This is a genomic window from Lentzea sp. NPDC102401 (genome assembly GCF_044765805.1).
Taxonomy (GTDB): domain Bacteria; phylum Actinomycetota; class Actinomycetes; order Mycobacteriales; family Pseudonocardiaceae; genus Lentzea; species Lentzea sokolovensis.
In genome coordinates, this window is the sequence record NZ_JBIWKS010000015.1 from 195,430 (window position 1) to 212,777 (window position 17,348).

Below are 17,348 nucleotides of genomic sequence, written 5' to 3' on the forward strand. Positions count from 1 at the left end.
GCCCGTGAGAGCCCTGCTGGCAGTCGCCGCCCTCGCGGCAACGGTCGTGGTCGCCCCGGCGTCCGCGGCCACGTCGTCGTACATCGTCGTGCTGAAGGACGGCGCTGTGTCGTCCTTCAGCGGTGCCGTGGAGCACCGGTACACCAGTGTTCTGAACGGTTTCAGCGCCCGGCTGACATCGGCGCAGCTCCGCGCGCTGAAGGCCGACCCGAACGTGTCCTCTGTGGAGCGTGACGGGATCGTGCACGCCAACAGCGTCCAGCTCGACCCGCCCTGGGGGCTGGACCGGATCGACCAGCGCGCGTTGCCGCTCGACCAGCGCTACGAGTACACGACCACCGGCCGTGGCGTGAACATCTACGTGATCGACACCGGTCTTCGCGTGACGCACGCGGACTTCGGCGGCCGCGCTCGCAACGGCTGGGACACCGTCGACAACGACGCGATCGCGCAGGACGACAACGGCCACGGCACGCACGTGGCCGGCATCGCGGCAGGCACCAGGTACGGCGTCGCGAAGCACGCGACTGTGTGGGGTGTGCGGGTGTTGAACGGGTCCGGCTCCGGCACGATCTCCGGCGTCATCGCGGGCGTCGACTGGGTGACGAGCAACGCCGTGAAGCCCGCGGTGGCCAACATGTCGTTGGGCGGCAGCGCTTCCGCGGCACTGGACACGGCGGTGAAGAAGTCCATCGACTCCGGCGTCTCGTACACGGTCGCGGCCGGAGGCAGCAACACCGATCCGGGGAACTCGTCGCCGCAACGGGTTTCGCAGGCGATCTGCGTGGGCGCGTTGACGCCGACCGACACCAAGGCCTCGTCGTCCAACTTCGGGCCCCTAGTGGACATCTGGGCGCCGGGCGTGAGCATTCCCTCCGCCTGGAACACTTCCGACACGGCGACCAACACGCTGAGCGGTTCGTCCATGGCCGCACCGCACGCGGCCGGCGTCGCTGCCAGGTTCCTGGAACGCAACCGCGCCGCCACGCCCGCGCAGGTCGAGCGCGCGCTGGTTACCACGGGCACTCCGGGGACGCCACCCGTCACTCGTATCCTTTACTGGCCGCCATCCCTGTGAAAGGTGAATTGTCCGGCGATGCAAGCCCGTCTTAAACCCTAAGACACCCTTGGCAGGAACCGGATCTCTCCATAACGTCGAAAGCGCTTCGTTCCCCTGCAAAGAACGGAAAGCGACATCATGACGCGAAAGATCCGGTTCCTGGCCGGTGCCGGCGCGGCGACTCTCGCCATGTCGGTTCTGATGGTTCCCAACGCCTCCGCCGCGGAAGGCGAGGTGTTGTCGCTCAACGCACCCGAGAAGATCGCCGGCAGCTTCATCGTGAAGCTGAAGGAGGGCAAGGCGAACGGGCACGCCCTCGCTTCCCGCTTCGGCGGCACGGTCGAGCGCGAGTACAAGACCTTCGGCGGCTTCAACGTGAAGCTCACCGAGAAGCAGGCCAAGCGCCTCGCGGCCGACCCGTCGGTCGAGTTCGTGGAGGCCGACCAGGTCGTCCACACGCAGGCCACGCAGGCCAACCCGCCGTCCTGGGGTCTCGACCGCATCGACCAGCGCAACCTGCCGCTCAACCAGTCCTACAGCTACACCTCGACCGGTGCGGGCGTGACGGCGTACGTCATCGACACCGGTGTCCGCATCAGCCACTCGACGTTCGGGGGCCGCGCCTCGAACGGCCGTGACTTCGTGGACAACGACAACGTCGCGCAGGACGGCAACGGCCACGGCACGCACGTCGCCGGCACCATCGCGGGCTCGCAGTACGGCGTCGCGAAGGCCGCGAAGATCGTCGCCGTCCGCGTGCTCGACAACGCAGGCTCCGGCACCCTCGCGGGCGTCGCGGCCGGCATCGACTGGGTGGGCGCCAACGCCGTCAAGCCGGCCGTCGCCAACCTGTCGCTGGGCGGTGGCGCCAACGCCACGCTCGACACGGCCGTGCGCAACGCCATCGCCAAGGGCGTCACGTTCGCCGTGGCGGCGGGCAACTCCAACGCCAACGCGTCCACGTTCTCCCCGGCCCGCGTGACCGAGGCGATCACCGTCGGCGCCACCGAGCGCACCGACGCCCGCGCGTCCTACTCGAACTTCGGTTCGGTGCTGGACATCTTCGCGCCGGGCTCGGCCATCACCTCGGCGTGGAACACGTCCGACACGGCCACCAACAGCATCTCGGGCACGTCGATGGCCACCCCGCACGTCGCGGGTGCCGCCGCTCGCTACCTCTCGACGAACAAGACGGCCACGCCGGCCCAGGTCGCCTCGTACCTGGTCGCGCAGTCGACGCCGTCGAAGGTGACGAACCCGGGTTCCGGTTCGCCGAACCGCCTGCTGTACCTCGCGCCGACCGCGTGAGCTGAGCACCGAGTGAAGGGCCGCGACCTCGGTCGCGGCCCTTTTCCTATTGTTGGGTCCATGGTGGACGGCCTGAAGAAGATCGACTGGTACCGGTTGCGGAGCCACGACGGGTTCGCCGACGACCTTCCCAGGCTGTTGAGGCAGGCCCGGACGTCCGTCGAGCCGCACGAGGAGCTGGTGCGCCACCTGACCGGGGACGAGTCCGAGGTCAGCGAGGCGACCGCGGCGGCGTGGCCGTTCCTGCTGGAACTCGTCGCCCACGACAACACCCCGAGCCGTGACTGGCTGCTGGAGAACCTGTGCGGCGCGATCGCGGTCGCCGGAGGCAGCGGTTCCGACGGCGTCGACCCGAGCTGGTCACCCGCCTGGGAGGCGTCGAAACCGGCGTTGCTCGCCCTGCTCGACCACAGCTCGGCGGCGGTGCGGCGGGGCGTGTTGTTCATGCTGGGGAAAGGGCTCGGGGACAGTGCCCTCGTGCTACCCGCCCTGTCCCGGCGGTGGGAGGAGGAGGTCGATCCGGCCACGCGGTTGTGCGTCGTGATCGTCGCCACGGAGTTCGCCGGGCGGGGTGACGAGACGGCGGCCTCGTGGTTGCGGGAGCTGACGGTCGCGGACGACGAACCGCTCGCGCGGATGCTCGTGTCCGCGGCGACCCGGCCCGACGCCGACGTGATCCTGCGCGCGCTGACCGGGGACCTGGAGCTGTTCCTGGCCACCGGGTCGTTCGAGATGGGCTACGAAGAGGTGCTGGAGCACGTGCTCTGGCTGGTGGGGCCCAAGGACTTCGACGGCATGGACCTCGTGCTGGCGCTGGTGGACGTGCTGCCGTGGCGGACCGAAGCGCTCGACCACCTGCGCAGGCTCTTCGAACGCGACACGACCGACGTGGGGCTGGTCGTGCCGTTCGTGCCGGTGTGGATCGCCGATCCGGACGTGCGGCTCCGGGCGTTCGCGGTGTGGCTGACCGGCGTCGCGAGGGCTCGGGAGTACCGGGACCTCGTCGCCGAGAGGGTGCACGACCACGGCGTGACGTCGCTGGGGCAGAAGGTCTCGACGCTCGCCACGTCGGTGCTGCTGGATCTGGGGTGAGGCCGGTGCTGGACGGGCTGGACGACGTCGCGTGGCACTCCGTCGACCACGCCTGCGGCCCCGCGCTGGACACACCCGGTCACGTGCGGGCGCTGCTGTCCGACGATCCCGAGGTGGTCTCACGGGCCATCACCGACCTGGACTCGACGGTGCACGAGGAGGGCGGGTTCGTGTGCGGGGCCGCCACGGCGGTGCTGCCGTTCCTCGTGGAGGTGCTGCCGTCGCTCGCGCCGGCACCGCGGGCGCGGCTGCTCGACCTGCTCCACCGGATCGCGGAGTGGGGCGACGCCGAGCAGGTCGACGCCGGGTGGCACGCGGCCTGGGCGAAGGCGAAACCGGTGCTGGAGAGATCATCTCCGCAGCGAGAAAGCCCTGCGTGAAAATCTGTCGGTGGCTCCGGCTAGCCTTGACGGCAAAGCTGACTTCGTCTACAAGGAGCCACCACCGTGTTGCGCACGCACGAGGCCGGATCACTCCGGGCCGAGCACGCCGGGCAGTCCGTCACCCTCACCGGGTGGGTCGCTCGCCGGCGGGATCACGGCGGTGTCATCTTCATCGACCTTCGCGACGCCTCCGGTGTGGCCCAGGTCGTGTTCCGCGAGGGCGAGATGGCCGAGCGCGCGCACCGGCTGCGCAGCGAGTACGTCGTCAAGGTCACCGGCGACGTGAGCAAGCGTCCCGAGGGCAGCGAGAACCCCGACCTCTCCACCGGCGCCATCGAGGTCTACGTGACCGACCTCGAGGTCCTCAACGAGGCCGCGCCGCTGCCGTTCCAGGTCGAGAGCGACGTGGAGCCCGGCGAGGAGGCCCGCCTCAAGCACCGCTACCTCGACCTGCGCCGCTCCGGCCCGGCCAAGGCCATCCGGCTGCGCAGCGAGGTCAGCCGCATCGCCCGCGAGGTGCTGCACGGCGAGAAGTTCTCCGAGATCGAGACGCCGACCCTGACCCGCTCCACCCCCGAGGGCGCGCGTGACTTCCTGGTGCCGGCGCGACTGCGTCCCGGCTCCTGGTACGCGCTGCCGCAGTCGCCGCAGCTGTTCAAGCAGCTGCTCATGGTCGGTGGCCTGGAGCGCTACTACCAGATCGCGCGCTGCTACCGGGACGAGGACTTCCGCGCCGACCGCCAGCCGGAGTTCACCCAGCTCGACATCGAGATGAGCTTCGTCGAGCAGGACGACGTCATCGCGCTGACCGAGAAGCTGCTCGCCGCGATCTGGAAGGAGACCAAGGACGTCGAGCTGCCGCTGCCGTTCCGCCGGATCTCCTACGCCGACGCGATGGCGAAGTACGGCTCGGACAAGCCGGACCTGCGCTTCGAGCTCGAGCTCACCGACCTGACCGAGTACTTCAAGGACACGACGTTCCGCGTGTTCCAGGCGCCGTACGTCGGCGCCGTCGTCATGCCGGGTGGTGCCTCGCAGCCGCGTCGCACGCTCGACGCGTGGCAGGAGTTCGCCAAGCAGCGCGGCCACAAGGGTCTCGCCTACGTGCTGGTCCAGGAGGACGGCACGCTGGGCGGCCCGGTCGCGAAGAACCTGACCGACACCGAGCGCGAGGGTCTCGCGAAGGCCGTCGGCGCCAACGCGGGCGACTGCATCTTCTTCGGCGCGGGCGACCCGCGTGACGCGCGCGCCCTGCTGGGCGCGGCCCGTGTCGAGATCGCGCACCGCGTCGGCCTGATCGACGAGAACGCCTGGGCGTTCGCGTGGGTCGTCGACTTCCCGATGTTCGAGTCGGTCGACAAGCTCGACGCGGGCGACGTCGCGGTCGGTGGCGGCAACTGGACGGCGCTGCACCACGCGTTCACCTCGCCGACCCCGGAGTGGATCGACAACTTCGAGTCCGACCCGGGCAACGCGCTGGCCTACGCCTACGACGTGATCCTCAACGGCAACGAGCTCGGCGGTGGCTCGATTCGTATCCACCGCGCGGACGTGCAGCAGCGCGCGTTCAACGTCATGGGCATCGGTGCCGAGGAGGCGCAGGAGAAGTTCGGCTTCCTGCTCGACGCGTTCAAGTTCGGCGCCCCGCCCCACGGCGGCATCGCCCTGGGCTGGGACCGCCTCTGCATGCTGCTCGCGGGCGCCGACTCGATCCGCGAGGTCATCGCGTTCCCGAAGTCGGGCGGCGGCTACGACCCGCTGACGGCCGCTCCCGCGCCCATCACGGCGCTGCAGCGCAAGGAGGCCGGCGTGGACGCCAAGCCGCAGGAGAAGGCCGAGCAGAAGGCGGCCGACAAGGCCGAGCAGAAGGCCTGACGATCTTTTCGCGCGCGGAGGCAACCCACTGGATGCCTCCGCGCGTCCCAGAACATGAGAACCGTTCGCCCGATCGAGCAGCTACTTGATCGGTATTGACCCAAGGGCGGCGATCGATCGGGTTGATCGGCACGTAGTGGGCAACGGAAGGTGTTTCCACACGTCCACACGTCGGAGGGGGATCCGGAAACACCACGAGCCGTTATCAACGAGTAGTGGTGGTCGCAGCCTGGCCCGATTAGCGTCGGTCCGGCTCACGGACTTGGGGAGTAGGGTCGGAGGGGATGAGCGTGGAGATCACCGCGGGCCCTCCCGACACGACTTCACCTGAGATCGCAGACGCTGTCGGGGCGGCTGAACGCGTACTGACCAAAAGACTGGGCGCACAGGTGCGCCTCGCGGACCCCGAGACTCTCGGGGGTACCGGTCGTTCCGTCGTCATTCGTGTGAGAGTCGCGTCCTCGCCGTTCTCCATGCCGCGCACGCTGGTCGTGAAGCGCTATCCCGCAGGGACCGGCGACCGCGACCCGTGGGCACACGAGGCGGTCAGCCACCAGCTGCTCACGGCGCTTCCGGCCGAAGAGCGCGCCACCCCGGAACTCTTCGCCCACGACGCGGCGGCGCGTCTGGTCGTGCTGGAGGACCTGGGCCGTGCGCCGCGGCTGTCCGAGAAGCTGCACGCGCCGGACGCGCGCGCCGCGGAACGTGGCCTGCTCTCGTGGGCACACGCCATGGGCCGCCTGCACGCCACGACGGCGGGCCGTGACGCGGACTTCGACGCGTTGATGCGGCGGGCCGGCGCGCAGTGCTGCCAGGACCCGATCGCGGTCGACGTGCACGCGGCGATCGTCGGCTTACCGGCGTTGCTGGAGTCCACCCTGGGCGTCGGCACGTCCACGCAGGCCATCGAGTTCGCCGCCGAGTCCGCGCGGGCGTTCAGCACCTCACGGCGGCGCGCGTTCAGCCCGTCGACTTCCTGCCCTGACAACCACCTGGTCACCTCGCGCGGCGTCCGGTTCGTCGACTTCGAGGGCGGCTGCGTCCGCGACATCGTGTTCGACGCCGCCGCGCTGCGCGTGCCGTTCCCGTCCTGCTGGTGCGGCTGGGGTCTGCCGCCGGGGATGTCCGAGGCCATGGTCGCCGCCTGGCGGGCAGAGGTCGGGTCGGTGTGGCCCGAGATGGACGACGACGCGGTGTTCTTACCGCGGCTGCTGGAAGCCCAGTTGCTGTGGGTGTGGCTCGCGACGTGGCGAGCGCTTTCCAAGCCCATGCCCAACGTTGTCAACGCTCCGCCGCGCAGCGTCGTGCTGACCGGCCGGTGGATGCGGCTGAGGTCCGACGCGTTGCTGCTGGGCGAGAAGACGGTCGCGTCGCACGCCGACGCGGTGATCGGGGCACTGGCCGACCGCTACGGCCCTGAGGTGCTCGAACTCCCGCTTTACCCAGCATTTCGCTGAACCGTTCCCGCACGGCCATTCCCGGCTCACCGGGCCAGCTGATCCTGAACCGCGTGCTGGTGTTACTAGGTGACTCGACAGCGGTCGGGATCGGCGACCTCGTGCCCGGCGGATGGCGTGGCTTCGGCCCGATCCTCTCGTCCGCCTACTCGGACAACGGCTATCGCAACCACGCCGTCTCCGGTGCCCGGCTGGCCGACGTCCGGCGCGTCCAGCTGCCGCGGGCGTTGCGGAACAGGCCCAGCGCCGCCGTCGTCATCGCCGGCGTGAACGACACGCTGCGGTCCGACTTCTCCGTGCGGCGGATGTACGAGGACCTCGACCACGTGTGCCGTGAGCTGACCGCGGCCGGGGTCGCCGTCGTCACCGTGCGGTTCCACGACCAGGGCCGCGTGTTCAAGCTGCCGGGCCGGTTGCGGCGGGTGCTCAAGGACCGCATCGACGAGTACAACCGCGTGGTCGACGTCGTCGTCGCGCGGCACGGTGTGCGGTGCGTCGACCTGCACACGATGCCCGGCGCCTACGAGCTGGACACGTGGGCCGTCGACCGGCTGCACCCGTCCGAACGGGGTCATCGCATGCTGGCGCGGGCGTTCGCGGCTGAACTGCGCGCAGTTGGACTCCAGTTCGGCGAGGTCAGCCTGGAGTGCTCCGGCGGCCGCGAGCTCACGGTGTGGCACCACGTGGCGTGGCTGATGCTCAAAGGTGTTCCGTGGCTGTGGAAGCGCGGAGCCGATCTGCTTCCACTGCTGTGGGCCGCCGAGCCGGGCGAAGCGATCGGGCCGGTGCCGGGGGAAGTTCTCCCCGCCGACACCGGCCGTCTCTGAGGTTCAGCCCGTGGTCAGGTCGTAGAGGGTCTGGCCGCCCGCGGTCGTGGACTGGAAGGTCGCCGCGACCCACTCGGCGATCTCGCTGCCGCCACCCCGTCCGCCGCCGCCACCTTCGACGTAGTACCGCACCTTGCCCTGCGCGACGAGCGCCTTGAACTCGTCCAGGGTCGGCGCGGGATCGCTGCCGTTCCAGCCACCGATCGCGATCACCGACCGCCCGGACGCCAGCTGCAGCGACGCCGCGCTCTGGGCGCCGGTCGTCGCGGCCGCCCACTCGGTGTCCGTGGCCTTCAGCAGTTGCACGACCTCCGTCGGCGAGCCGCCTTCCCGCATGCCCGTGCCGCCGCCCTGCTGGGAACGCGGGCCGGACAACGGGATCGACCCGCTGTGCGTCGTCGCGGCGGTGGCGAACGCGTAGCCAGACGTGCCGAGCAACGCGGCGACCACCAGCGCGGCCGCGATCCAGCGGCGTCCGTTCAGTCCGAACACCAGCGCGAACACGGCGAGCGCGGTGACGGCCAGCAGGACCCAGCGCAGCCACGGCGTCCAGTCCGGCGTGCGGTCGAGCAGGATGAAGCCCCACACGCCGGTCGCCGCGACCATCGCGGTCAACGCCATCCGCACCGGGAAGTGGCCACGGCCGCGCCACAGTTCACGTCCGGCGATGCCGACCACCGCGGCGATCGCGGGCGCCAGAGCGACCGTGTAGTACGGGTGCGTGATGCCGCTCATGAAGCTGAACACCGCGCCGCTCACGAGCACCCAGCCGCCCCACACCACCAGCGCCGCACGCGTGCGGTCAGTGCGGGGCGCGCGGCGCAGGAACCACAGTCCGGCACCCAGTCCGATCACCGCGGCGGGCAGCAGCCAGGAGATCTCCGGGCCCATGCTGGCGCCGAACAACCGCCCGATGCCCGTTTCACCGCCGAAGCCGATGTTGCCGTTGCCGCCCATTCCGCCACCGCCGGGACCGCCGCCGGAACCGCCGAAGATGCGGCCGAGCCCGTTGTAGCCGATGGCCAGTTCCCACAGCGAGTTGTTGGTCGACCCGCCGATGTACGGGCGGCTGTCCGCCGGCCACAGCTCGACCAGCGCGATGAACCACCCGGCCGAGACGACGATCGCGACACCGGCGCCGAGCAGGTGCAGGAACCGCTTGAGCGGTGAGGTGGGAGCCGCGATCAGGTAGGCCAGCGCGAGTGCGGGCAGCACCAGGAACGCCTGCAGCATCTTGGTGAGGAACGCGAAGCCGATCGCCGAGCCCGCGAGCGCCAGCCACAGCGGGCTCGCCTTCTCCAGCGCCCGCACCGTGCAGTACGCGGCCGCGACCATCAGCAGCACCAGCAGCGCGTCCGGCAGGTTGAACCGGAACATCAGCGTGGCCACCGGCGTGAGCGCGAAGGCCGCACCGGCGAACAACGCCGCGGCCGGGCCGGACGTGCGCTTGACCGTCGCGTACAGGAGTCCCACCGCCGCAACGCCTTCCAGCGCCTGCGGGGCGAGCACGGCCCAGCTGGAGAAGCCGAACGCCTTCGCGAACAGGCCGCTGACCCACAGGAACGCGGGCGGCTTGTCGACCGTGATCGTGTTGCCGGGGTCGAGCGAGCCGAACAGCAACGCCTTCCAGCTCTGCGACGCCGCCTGGGTGGCCGCCGCGTAGAACTCGTTGCCGTAGCCGGACGCGGTGAGGTTCCACAGGTACAGCACGGCGGTACCGGCGAGCAGGCCGAGGAAGGCGATGCGGTGCACCGTCTTCGTGTCCCGGCGCTGTTGCGGCTTCGGTGGCGCGACGGGCGCAGGGGCGAGGGTGGCGGTCATGACGCGTCCAGTGGGTAGAGGGTGGCACCGGCGACGGTGGTCGCGGTGTAGTTCTCGGCGACCCACGCGGCGATGTCGTGGGCGGCGTCGCTGCCGCTCTCGCCCTGCATCATCCGGCCTGCCGCGACGTAGTAGTGGATCTGTCCACTTCGGACCAGTTCCTGGAACTGCTCCAGGGTCGGCGCGGGATCGGTGCCGTTGAAGCCGCCGAGCGCCATGACCGGCTGCCCGCTCGCGAGCTGGAGTCCGGCCGCGTTGTTGGAGCCGATCGTCGCGGCGGCCCACCTGTAGGTGCTCGCGTTGTCCTGCAACAGGGTCACGACCTCGGCGTCCGGTGTCGTGGCGTCGAGCAGTCCGCCGCCCATGCCGCCCATCCGGCCGTTCGGCGGGCCCGCCACGGGCAGCGCGCCGGTGTGCGGGGTGGTGACGGTGGCGAAGGAGTACGTGGTGGGGCCGAGCAACGCGGCGATGAGCGCGACCGGGATGGCCCAGCGCATCGACAGCACCAGGCCGACCGCGGCGCTCAGGCCCGTCATCAGCACCAGCACCGCGACGGGCGTGGAGAACTCGTTGATCAGCACGTAGCACTGCAGCGCGCTCAGCGCGACGGAACCCGAAAGCACCGCTGCCGCAACGGGTTCGCTCCGGCGGTCCCAGAGTTCGGTGGCCGCGATGCCGACGACGGCGGCGATCGCGGGAGCCAGCGCCACGGTGTAGTAGGAGTGGATGATCCCGTTCATGAAGCTGAACACCCCGGCGGTGACGACGAGCCAGCCGCCCCACAGCGCGAGCGCGGTGCGGGCGCGGCCCTTCGTCAGCCACAGCCCGGCGACCAGCAGCACCACCGCGGCCGGCAGCAGCCACGCGATCTGACTGCCCATCTCCGCGCCCAGCAGGCGGCTCCACCCCGCCGATCCCCAGCCGCGCCCACCGCCGACGCTACCGACCTCGTCACCGGTCAGGCGGCCGAAACCGTTGTAGCCCAAGGTCAGTTCGAGCACGCTGTTCGTCTGCGACCCGCCGATGTAGGGCCGGTCCGGCGTCAGTTCGACGGCGACGATCCACCAGCCGCCCGCGACGACCATGGCGCCGAACGCGCCGGCCAGGTGCAGGAGCTTCTTACCCGTGGAGATCGGGGCGGCGAGCAGGTACACCAGTGCGAACGCCGGCAGCACCAGGAACGCCTGCAACATCTTGGTGAGGAAGCCGAACCCGACCGCCACGCCCGCGAGCGCGAGCCAGAACGGACTGGCCTTCTCGACCGCGCGGGTCACGCAGTAGGCGCCCGCGACCATCAGCAGGACCAGCAACGCGTCCGGGTTGTTGAAGCGGAACATCAGCACCGCGACCGGCGTCAGCGCGAGCACGGCCCCCGAGATCAGCGCGGCCGCGGGGGAGAACCAGCGGCGCACCGTCGCGTGCAGCAGCCAGACGCTGCCGACGCCCATCAACGCCTGCGGCACCAGGATGCTCCACGCGTTGACGCCGAACAGCCGCGCGGACAGGCCCATCACCCACAGCGAGGCGGGCGTCTTGTCGACGGTGATCGCGTTCGAGGCGTCCGACGAGCCGAAGAACCACGCCTTCCAGCTCGTCGCACCGGCCTGCGCGGCGGCGGAGTAGTAGGCGTTGGCCCAGCCCGAGTCCCCCAGCCGCCACAGGTACAGCGCGCCGGTCGCGATCAGCAGGACCGCCAGCGCCAGGCGTTCTCGTCTCATGGGGACGAGAGTCGCGGCCTAGCCTGGGTCGGTCGTGTGCTTCCGCTGTGAACGACCTGTGCGCAACGAGACCGTGAACGTCGTGCGTCCTGGCTTGCTCGTGACGGACACGTCGCCGTCGTGCGCGCCGACCACGGCCGACACGATCGACAGCCCCAGCCCGGTGCTTCCCGCCGCCCGTGAACGCGAGGAGTCGCCGCGCGCGAACCGTTCGAAGACCTCCAGGCCCTCGGGGATGCCAGGGCCGTCGTCGGTGACGGTCAGGTCCACCTGTCCGTTGTGGACGGACAGGCCGGTCGTGACGGTGGTGCCCGGTGGGGTGTGCGCGCGGGCGTTGGACAGCAGGTTGCCGATGACCTGGTGCAGTCGCTGCACGTCACCGGGAACCGTCACGGGCTGGTCGGGCAGCGCGAGCTTCCAGCTGTGCTCGGGGCCCGCGATCCTGGCGTCGCCGACGACGTCCAGCACCAGCCTGGAGAGGTCGACGTCCTTGCTCTCCAACGGTCTTCCGGCGTCCAGGCGCGCGAGCAGCAGCAGGTCCTCGACCAGCGACGTCATCCGCACGGCCTCGGACTCGACCCGGCCCATCGCGTGGGTGACCTCGGGCGGCAGGTCGGCGTCGGTGCGGCGGGTCAGTTCGGCGTAACCGCGGATGGCGGCGAGGGGCGTTCTGAGTTCGTGCGAGGCGTCGGCGACGAACTGCCGGACCCTCGTCTCGCTGTCGTGCCTGGCTTTCAGCGCCTCGCCGACGTGGCCGAGCAGCTTGTTCAGCGCGAGGCCGACCTTGCCGACCTCGGTGGCCGGATCGGTGTCCTCCTCCGGCACGCGTTCGGCGAGGGCGACCTCGCCCTCGTGCAACGGGAGTTCGGAGACGCGTGCGGCGGTCTCGGCGACACGGTCCAGCGGCACCAGTGCGCGTCGCACGATCACCCGGCCCGCCAACGCCACCGCGGCCACGCCCGCGACCAGGAGCCCGGCGAGGATCCACACCATCTGCCACACGATGTCCGTGACGGTCGTCAGCGACAGTCCCTTGATCCCGAACCTGTCGGAGACCACCCGGAACTCCCCGGCGTCGCCCAGATCGACGGTGTGCGGACCGGACGGCGTCGCCTCCAGCACCGCGATCTCGTCGTCGGTGAGCAGGCGTGCCTGCTGGGTGCCGGGCAGTTCGATCGTGCCGCTGATGGTGCCGTCGCGCCCGACCCGCGCGTTGATGCCGGGGGTGGTGTACGGGGAACCGGGCGGTGGCGGCCGGAGATTCGTGATCTGGCGGTCGAGGTTGTTCATGAGGAACGCGTGCAGCGCGAGCACGGAGACCCCGCCGATCACCAGGCACAGCGCGGTGAGCAGGACGATCTGGCCGGAGACCAGCTTCGCCCGCAGCGTTCTAGGTCGCAGGCTTGAGGACATAACCGGCGCCTCGCATCGTGTGGATCATCGGGGTGCGCCCGGCGTCGATCTTCTTGCGCAGGTACGAGATGTAGAGCTCGACGATGTTCGCCTGGCCGCCGAAGTCGTAGCTCCACACGCGGTCCAGGATCTGGGCCTTGCTCAGCACGCGCTTCGGGTTGCGCATCAGGTAGCGCAGCAGTTCGAACTCCGTCGCCGTCAGATCGATCGAGGCGCCGGCGCGTTCGACCTCGCGCGTCTCCTCGTTCAGCGACAGGTCGCCGACGATCAGCCTGGTGCCCGCGTCCGCGTCGGTCACGCCGGTGCGCCGCAGCAGTGCGCGCAGCCGCAGCACGACCTCCTCCAGCGAGAACGGCTTGGTGACGTAGTCGTCGCCGCCTGCGGTGAGCCCGGCGATGCGGTCCTCCACGGCGTCCTTCGCCGTCAGGAACAACACCGGCAGGATCGGTGCCTCGGCACGCATCCGGCGCAGCACCTCGAAGCCGTCGAAGTCCGGCAGCATCACGTCCAGCACCACCACGTCCGGGCGGAACTCGCGGGCGGTCCGCACCGCCGTCGTCCCGTCGAGAGCCGTGCGCACGTCCCACTTCTCCATGCGCAGCGCCATCGACATCAGCTCGGCCAGAGTGGACTCGTCGTCGACGACGAGCACCCGGACCGGCTGCCCGTCCGGCCTGCGGAGTTCGGTCTTCATCGCGCGCATGGCTCCCATCGTGAACGCGGATCCTGTGTACCAGCTGTGAGCGATGCGCACAGGTCGTGCCTACGTCAGGCACAGGTTCGGCACAGCCGGCGCCGCCACTGTGACTGTCATGACCGAACAACAGCCCCCGGAGTGGGGCGCACCCCAGCCCGCAGCAGAGCCCGCGGCGCGCCCCGCGTGGACCGCGAAGAAGACGGTGGCGGCCGTGGCCATCGCCGTCGCGATCGCCGGTGCCGGTGGCGTCGCGATCTACGCCGCGAGCGGTACGAACCAGCAGACCGGAGCCGGCGGCATGGGACCCGGCGGCATGGGCGGAATGCCGCCGGACGGTGGCGGCGGCATGCGCGGCGGCCTCGGGTTCGGCACGGCGACGCACGGCGAGTTCCAGTCCGGTGAGGTCACCGCGCTCAGTGACTCGTCCATCGAGGTGAAGTCCACCGACGGCTTCACGAAGACGTACGTGATCGACGCCGACACCGTGGCCGAAGGTGTCGAGAAGGGGGACACGGTGACCGTGATCGCCACCACAGAGGACGGCAAGTCCGTCGCGTCCAGCGTGGTCGAACCTGGTCAGCGCGGTCAGCGGAACGGGCAGACCCCTCCCACGAGGTGATTTGGGGTCAAGTGTGAGCGGTTATGGTCGGGTGATCAGCCCGACCACAACCGGAGGTGAGCGGCGTGCGCACGTTCACACTGACTGTGATGGGGTCGACAGACCTGCACGGCAATCTCTTCAACTGGGACTACTACCTCAACCGCGAGTTCGACGACTTCGCGCACAACGACGTCGGGCTCGCGAAGATCTCGACGCTCGTGAACGACGTGCGTGCCGCCGTGGGTCGCCAGCGGACGTTGCTGCTCGACGCCGGTGACACCATCCAGGGCACACCGCTGGCGTACTACTACGCGAAGGTCGAGCCGATCACGCGCGGTGCGCACGTCCATCCGATGGCCGCCGCGATGAACGCCATCGGCTACACGGCCGCCGCGCTGGGCAACCACGAGTTCAACTACGGGCTGCCGGTGCTGCGGACCTTCGAACGGCAGCTGGAGTTCCCGCTGCTGGCGGCCAACGCGCTGGACGTGGCCACGGGCCAGCCCGCGTTCCAGCCGTACGTGGTGAAGACCGTGTGGCTGACGGGCGGGGCGCCGTTGCGGGTCGGGATCCTCGGGCTGACGAACCCCGGGATCGCGGTGTGGGACCGCGTCCACGTCGACGGCGTGCTGACGTTCCCCGGGCTGGTGGAGCAGGCGCTGCACTGGGTGCCGGAGATCCGGCACAAGTCCGACCTGGTGATCGTGGTGGCGCACTCCGGGGCCGACCTGTCGTCGTCGCTGGGCGACCAGGTGCCGTTCCCGGAGAACTGCTCCGAGCTGCTGGCGGAGACGGTGCCGGGGATCGACGCGGTGCTGGTCGGGCACGCGCACGTGGAGATCCCGTCGCGGTTCGTGACGAACAAGGTGACCGGGCGGCCGGTGCTGCTGACCGAGCCGCTGTACTCGGGCAAGCGGTTGTCGGTGATGGAGTTCGACCTGCGCTACGACGGGCGCTGGGAGCTGGCCGAGTCGCGGTCGTCCGTGCTGTCGTCGGCCACCGTGGCGGAGGACCCGCGGATCGTGCGGCTGCTGCGGCACGACCACGAGCGGGTCGTGTCGTACGTCAACGGACGGGTCGGCACGTGTGCGTCGGCGATGTCGGCTTCGCGGTCGCGGTTCGAGGACACGCCCGCGTTGCGGTTCATCAACCACGTGCAGGCGCTGGAGGTCGCGAAGTCCACGTCGCTGCCGGTGCTGTCGTTGTGCGCGCCCTTCAACCGGGCCGCCGCGATTCCGGCGGGGGAGGTGTCCCTGCGGGACGTCGCCGGGCTCTACATCTTCGACAACACGCTGGTGGGCGTGCGGATGACCGGCGGGCACCTGCGCGACTTCCTGGAGGAGTCGGCGCGGTACTTCCCGCAGGTGTCCGGTCCCGGCCCGTTCTCGGCGGCCGAACTGTCCGCCGACGTGCCGGACTACAACTTCGACATCGCCTACGGGCTGTCCGCGCCGCTGACCTACGACGTCGACATCTCGCAGCCGGTCGGGTCCCGGATCGTGGATCTTCGCTTCGGCGGTGAGCCGGTGGCGGACTCGTTCGAGTTCGCGGTGGCCGTGAACAACTACCGGCAGGCGGGCGGCGGCGACTTCCCGCACATCGCCTCGGCGCCCGTGCTGCACAACCAGCAGCAGGAGATCCGGCAGCTGCTGATCGACTGGGTGAAGGCCGCGGGCGTGCTCGATCCCGCCGACTTCGCGGGCTCGGACTGGCGTCTGGTGGCGTCCGGCGAACCTGTCGTGGTCTCCACGAACGAGTGAATTCGGGTGCGGTGTCCTGGGGGTTCCGGTGCAGGTGGTGGCACCCGGTCGGCCGAATGAGATAGGCCAGCCCCGTGCAGTTGCCGCTCCGCGTCTTCGTCTGCGCCCTCGTCGTGCCGGCGTTGCTCGCCGCGGTGGGTCTCGTCGCGCACCCCGCCCCTGGCGTGCCCGCCGGCCACCTGCTGCTCGCGGTGCGGTCGTCGGAGATCGTGCTGGCGGGCACCGCCGCGTCCGCGCGGGAACGCCAGGAGGTCGTGGACGCCGTGCGCGCGCTGACCGCCTACCGGATCACCGACGTGATCACCCCCGACGCCGGTGAACGCCTGCCCGTCTCCCCGGCGGTGGCCGCCGCGCTGCTCGGGGCCGTGCTGGACCGGGACGTCACCGACTTCACCGGTGTCGTGCGCGTCGGACACCTGACCGCGTCGGCACGCGTCGCGGACCCGGAGCACGCGGGCTCGCTGAGCGACGCACTGCGCTCGGCCGCTCCCGGACTGCGCGTCGACGAGGACTTCACGACTACGGGCTAGGAGCTGTTCGGTGTTCGGGTTCTTCTTCCAGATGTTCCTGCTGTGCGCGGGCGCCTTCCTCGCCGGCGTCGTGCTGACCTGGCTCACCATGCGCTCCCGCGCGTCCACCACCGCCGCCCAGGACGCCGCACCTCTGTCGATCATGGAGGAGCCCGCCGCCGTCACCCCCGCGATCAAGGCGAACTCGCGCACGATGATGTTCCACACCCCCGAATCGCCCTACTACAAGCGCATGAAGGGCGACGCGTTCTTCCACTCGCCGGAGGACGCCCGCCGCGCCGGCTACACGATGTGGACGCCCCGCCCGCGCGTCCCGGCCGGCGCCTAGCGTTCGCGCAGCCAGGCGTCGAGTTCGAGGTAGTCCGCGTCGGTCAGGCCGTGCCGCGGGTCGACCTTGTGCAGCAGTGCTGTGCCGTGGTGCTGGGCGACCCAGGCGCGGTCCTTCTCGCCGATCTCGTCGTCCACCCAGACGAACGGCCTCGTGCCCGCCTGCGCGACCAGGCCGCGGGTCTTCCAGTGCAGGCCCTGGCGCGCGTCGGCGGCTTCGGCGGCCGGGTCGTCCGGCCAGATCGCGACCGGCAGCGTCGGCAGGCCGAGCAGGGGCGCGATGTGCGTGTTGGCGTCGTCCATCCAGGTCGTGGCCCACATCAGTTCGCACGGCAGTGCTGTGAGCCACGGGCCGTGCGCGGGGTCGAGTCGTGCGAGGCCTGGAGTGCCCGGGACGCCGTCGCCGAAGGGGAGCAGCGGGCCGTCGACGTCGAGGAACAGGATCGGGAGCGCGGCCACGACGGGCACGCTACGGCGCA

16 protein-coding genes are annotated in these 17,348 nt (G+C 70.4%); 11 read left to right on the forward strand and 5 right to left on the reverse strand.

Annotation, left to right across the window (positions count from 1 at the left end):
• Positions 1-4 precede the first annotated feature (4 nt).
• From ACIRG5_RS39915 to ACIRG5_RS39945, 7 genes are all read left to right on the forward strand, one after another.
• Positions 5-1,078, forward strand: a complete 1,074-nt coding sequence (locus ACIRG5_RS39915; RefSeq protein WP_402915021.1) for a S8 family peptidase — start codon at positions 5-7, stop codon at positions 1,076-1,078.
• Positions 1,079-1,198: 120 nt separating this feature from the next.
• Positions 1,199-2,368, forward strand: coding sequence for a S8 family peptidase (locus ACIRG5_RS39920; protein ID WP_402915023.1), 1,170 nt, complete (start codon positions 1,199-1,201; stop codon positions 2,366-2,368).
• A gap of 60 nt (positions 2,369-2,428) precedes the next feature.
• Positions 2,429-3,460 (forward strand): HEAT repeat domain-containing protein, encoded by a 1,032-nt coding sequence (locus tag ACIRG5_RS39925; RefSeq protein WP_402915025.1) that lies wholly within the window; start codon positions 2,429-2,431, stop codon positions 3,458-3,460.
• Positions 3,461-3,465: 5 nt separating this feature from the next.
• A complete protein-coding gene (locus tag ACIRG5_RS39930) occupies positions 3,466-3,840 on the forward strand; it encodes a hypothetical protein (RefSeq protein WP_402915027.1) in 375 nt (124 codons plus the stop codon).
• 66 nt (positions 3,841-3,906) lie between these two features.
• Positions 3,907-5,718, forward strand: coding sequence for an aspartate--tRNA ligase (gene aspS / locus ACIRG5_RS39935; RefSeq protein WP_402915029.1), 1,812 nt, complete (start codon positions 3,907-3,909; stop codon positions 5,716-5,718).
• A gap of 446 nt (positions 5,719-6,164) precedes the next feature.
• Entirely contained in the window at positions 6,165-7,175 is a 1,011-nt protein-coding gene (locus ACIRG5_RS39940) for a hypothetical protein (protein ID WP_402915031.1), read from the forward strand.
• A gap of 53 nt (positions 7,176-7,228) precedes the next feature.
• On the forward strand, positions 7,229-8,002 hold the full coding sequence (locus tag ACIRG5_RS39945) for an SGNH/GDSL hydrolase family protein (protein WP_402915033.1): 774 nt from the start codon (positions 7,229-7,231) through the stop codon (positions 8,000-8,002).
• Positions 8,003-8,005: 3 nt separating this feature from the next.
• Here the strand turns inward: ACIRG5_RS39945 and ACIRG5_RS39950 are convergent, their stop codons facing one another.
• From ACIRG5_RS39950 to ACIRG5_RS39965, 4 genes are read right to left on the reverse strand one after another with little or no spacing between them, the layout of a single operon-like run.
• Positions 8,006-9,823: an ArnT family glycosyltransferase gene (locus tag ACIRG5_RS39950; RefSeq protein WP_402915036.1), complete on the reverse strand. Its 1,818-nt coding sequence runs from the start codon at positions 9,821-9,823 to the stop codon at positions 8,006-8,008.
• Positions 9,820-11,541, reverse strand: a complete 1,722-nt coding sequence (locus tag ACIRG5_RS39955) for an ArnT family glycosyltransferase (protein ID WP_402915039.1) — start codon at positions 11,539-11,541, stop codon at positions 9,820-9,822. The genes ACIRG5_RS39950 and ACIRG5_RS39955 overlap by 4 nt, the downstream gene beginning before the upstream one ends.
• Before the next feature lie 18 nt (positions 11,542-11,559).
• Positions 11,560-12,954, reverse strand: a complete 1,395-nt coding sequence (locus ACIRG5_RS39960; protein ID WP_402915042.1) for a sensor histidine kinase — start codon at positions 12,952-12,954, stop codon at positions 11,560-11,562.
• A complete protein-coding gene (locus ACIRG5_RS39965; protein ID WP_319978891.1) occupies positions 12,932-13,657 on the reverse strand; it encodes a response regulator transcription factor in 726 nt (241 codons plus the stop codon). Before ACIRG5_RS39965 ends, ACIRG5_RS39960 begins: the two co-directional genes overlap by 23 nt.
• Positions 13,658-13,766: 109 nt before the next feature.
• On the opposite strand from ACIRG5_RS39965, the gene ACIRG5_RS39970 reads away from it, so the two are divergent.
• The 4 genes from ACIRG5_RS39970 to ACIRG5_RS39985 all read left to right on the forward strand — a co-directional run bounded on the left by ACIRG5_RS39970 (position 13,767) and on the right by ACIRG5_RS39985 (position 16,870).
• On the forward strand, positions 13,767-14,270 hold the full coding sequence (locus tag ACIRG5_RS39970; RefSeq protein WP_402915046.1) for a hypothetical protein: 504 nt from the start codon (positions 13,767-13,769) through the stop codon (positions 14,268-14,270).
• Positions 14,271-14,359: 89 nt separating this feature from the next.
• Positions 14,360-16,012 carry a bifunctional metallophosphatase/5'-nucleotidase gene (locus ACIRG5_RS39975; RefSeq protein WP_402915049.1) on the forward strand — a complete coding sequence of 551 codons (1,653 nt, stop codon included), beginning with the start codon at positions 14,360-14,362 and terminating at the stop codon, positions 16,010-16,012.
• Between the two features lie 74 nt (positions 16,013-16,086).
• Positions 16,087-16,542, forward strand: a complete 456-nt coding sequence (locus tag ACIRG5_RS39980; protein WP_402915052.1) for a hypothetical protein — start codon at positions 16,087-16,089, stop codon at positions 16,540-16,542.
• 10 nt (positions 16,543-16,552) lie between these two features.
• Positions 16,553-16,870 (forward strand): hypothetical protein, encoded by a 318-nt coding sequence (locus tag ACIRG5_RS39985; protein WP_402915054.1) that lies wholly within the window; start codon positions 16,553-16,555, stop codon positions 16,868-16,870.
• On the opposite strand, the gene ACIRG5_RS39990 is transcribed toward ACIRG5_RS39985, so the two are convergent.
• Positions 16,867-17,328, reverse strand: a complete 462-nt coding sequence (locus tag ACIRG5_RS39990; RefSeq protein ID WP_402915057.1) for an HAD domain-containing protein — start codon at positions 17,326-17,328, stop codon at positions 16,867-16,869. The two genes, ACIRG5_RS39985 and ACIRG5_RS39990, sit on opposite strands and share 4 nt — an antisense overlap.
• Between the last annotated feature and the right edge of the window lie 20 nt (positions 17,329-17,348).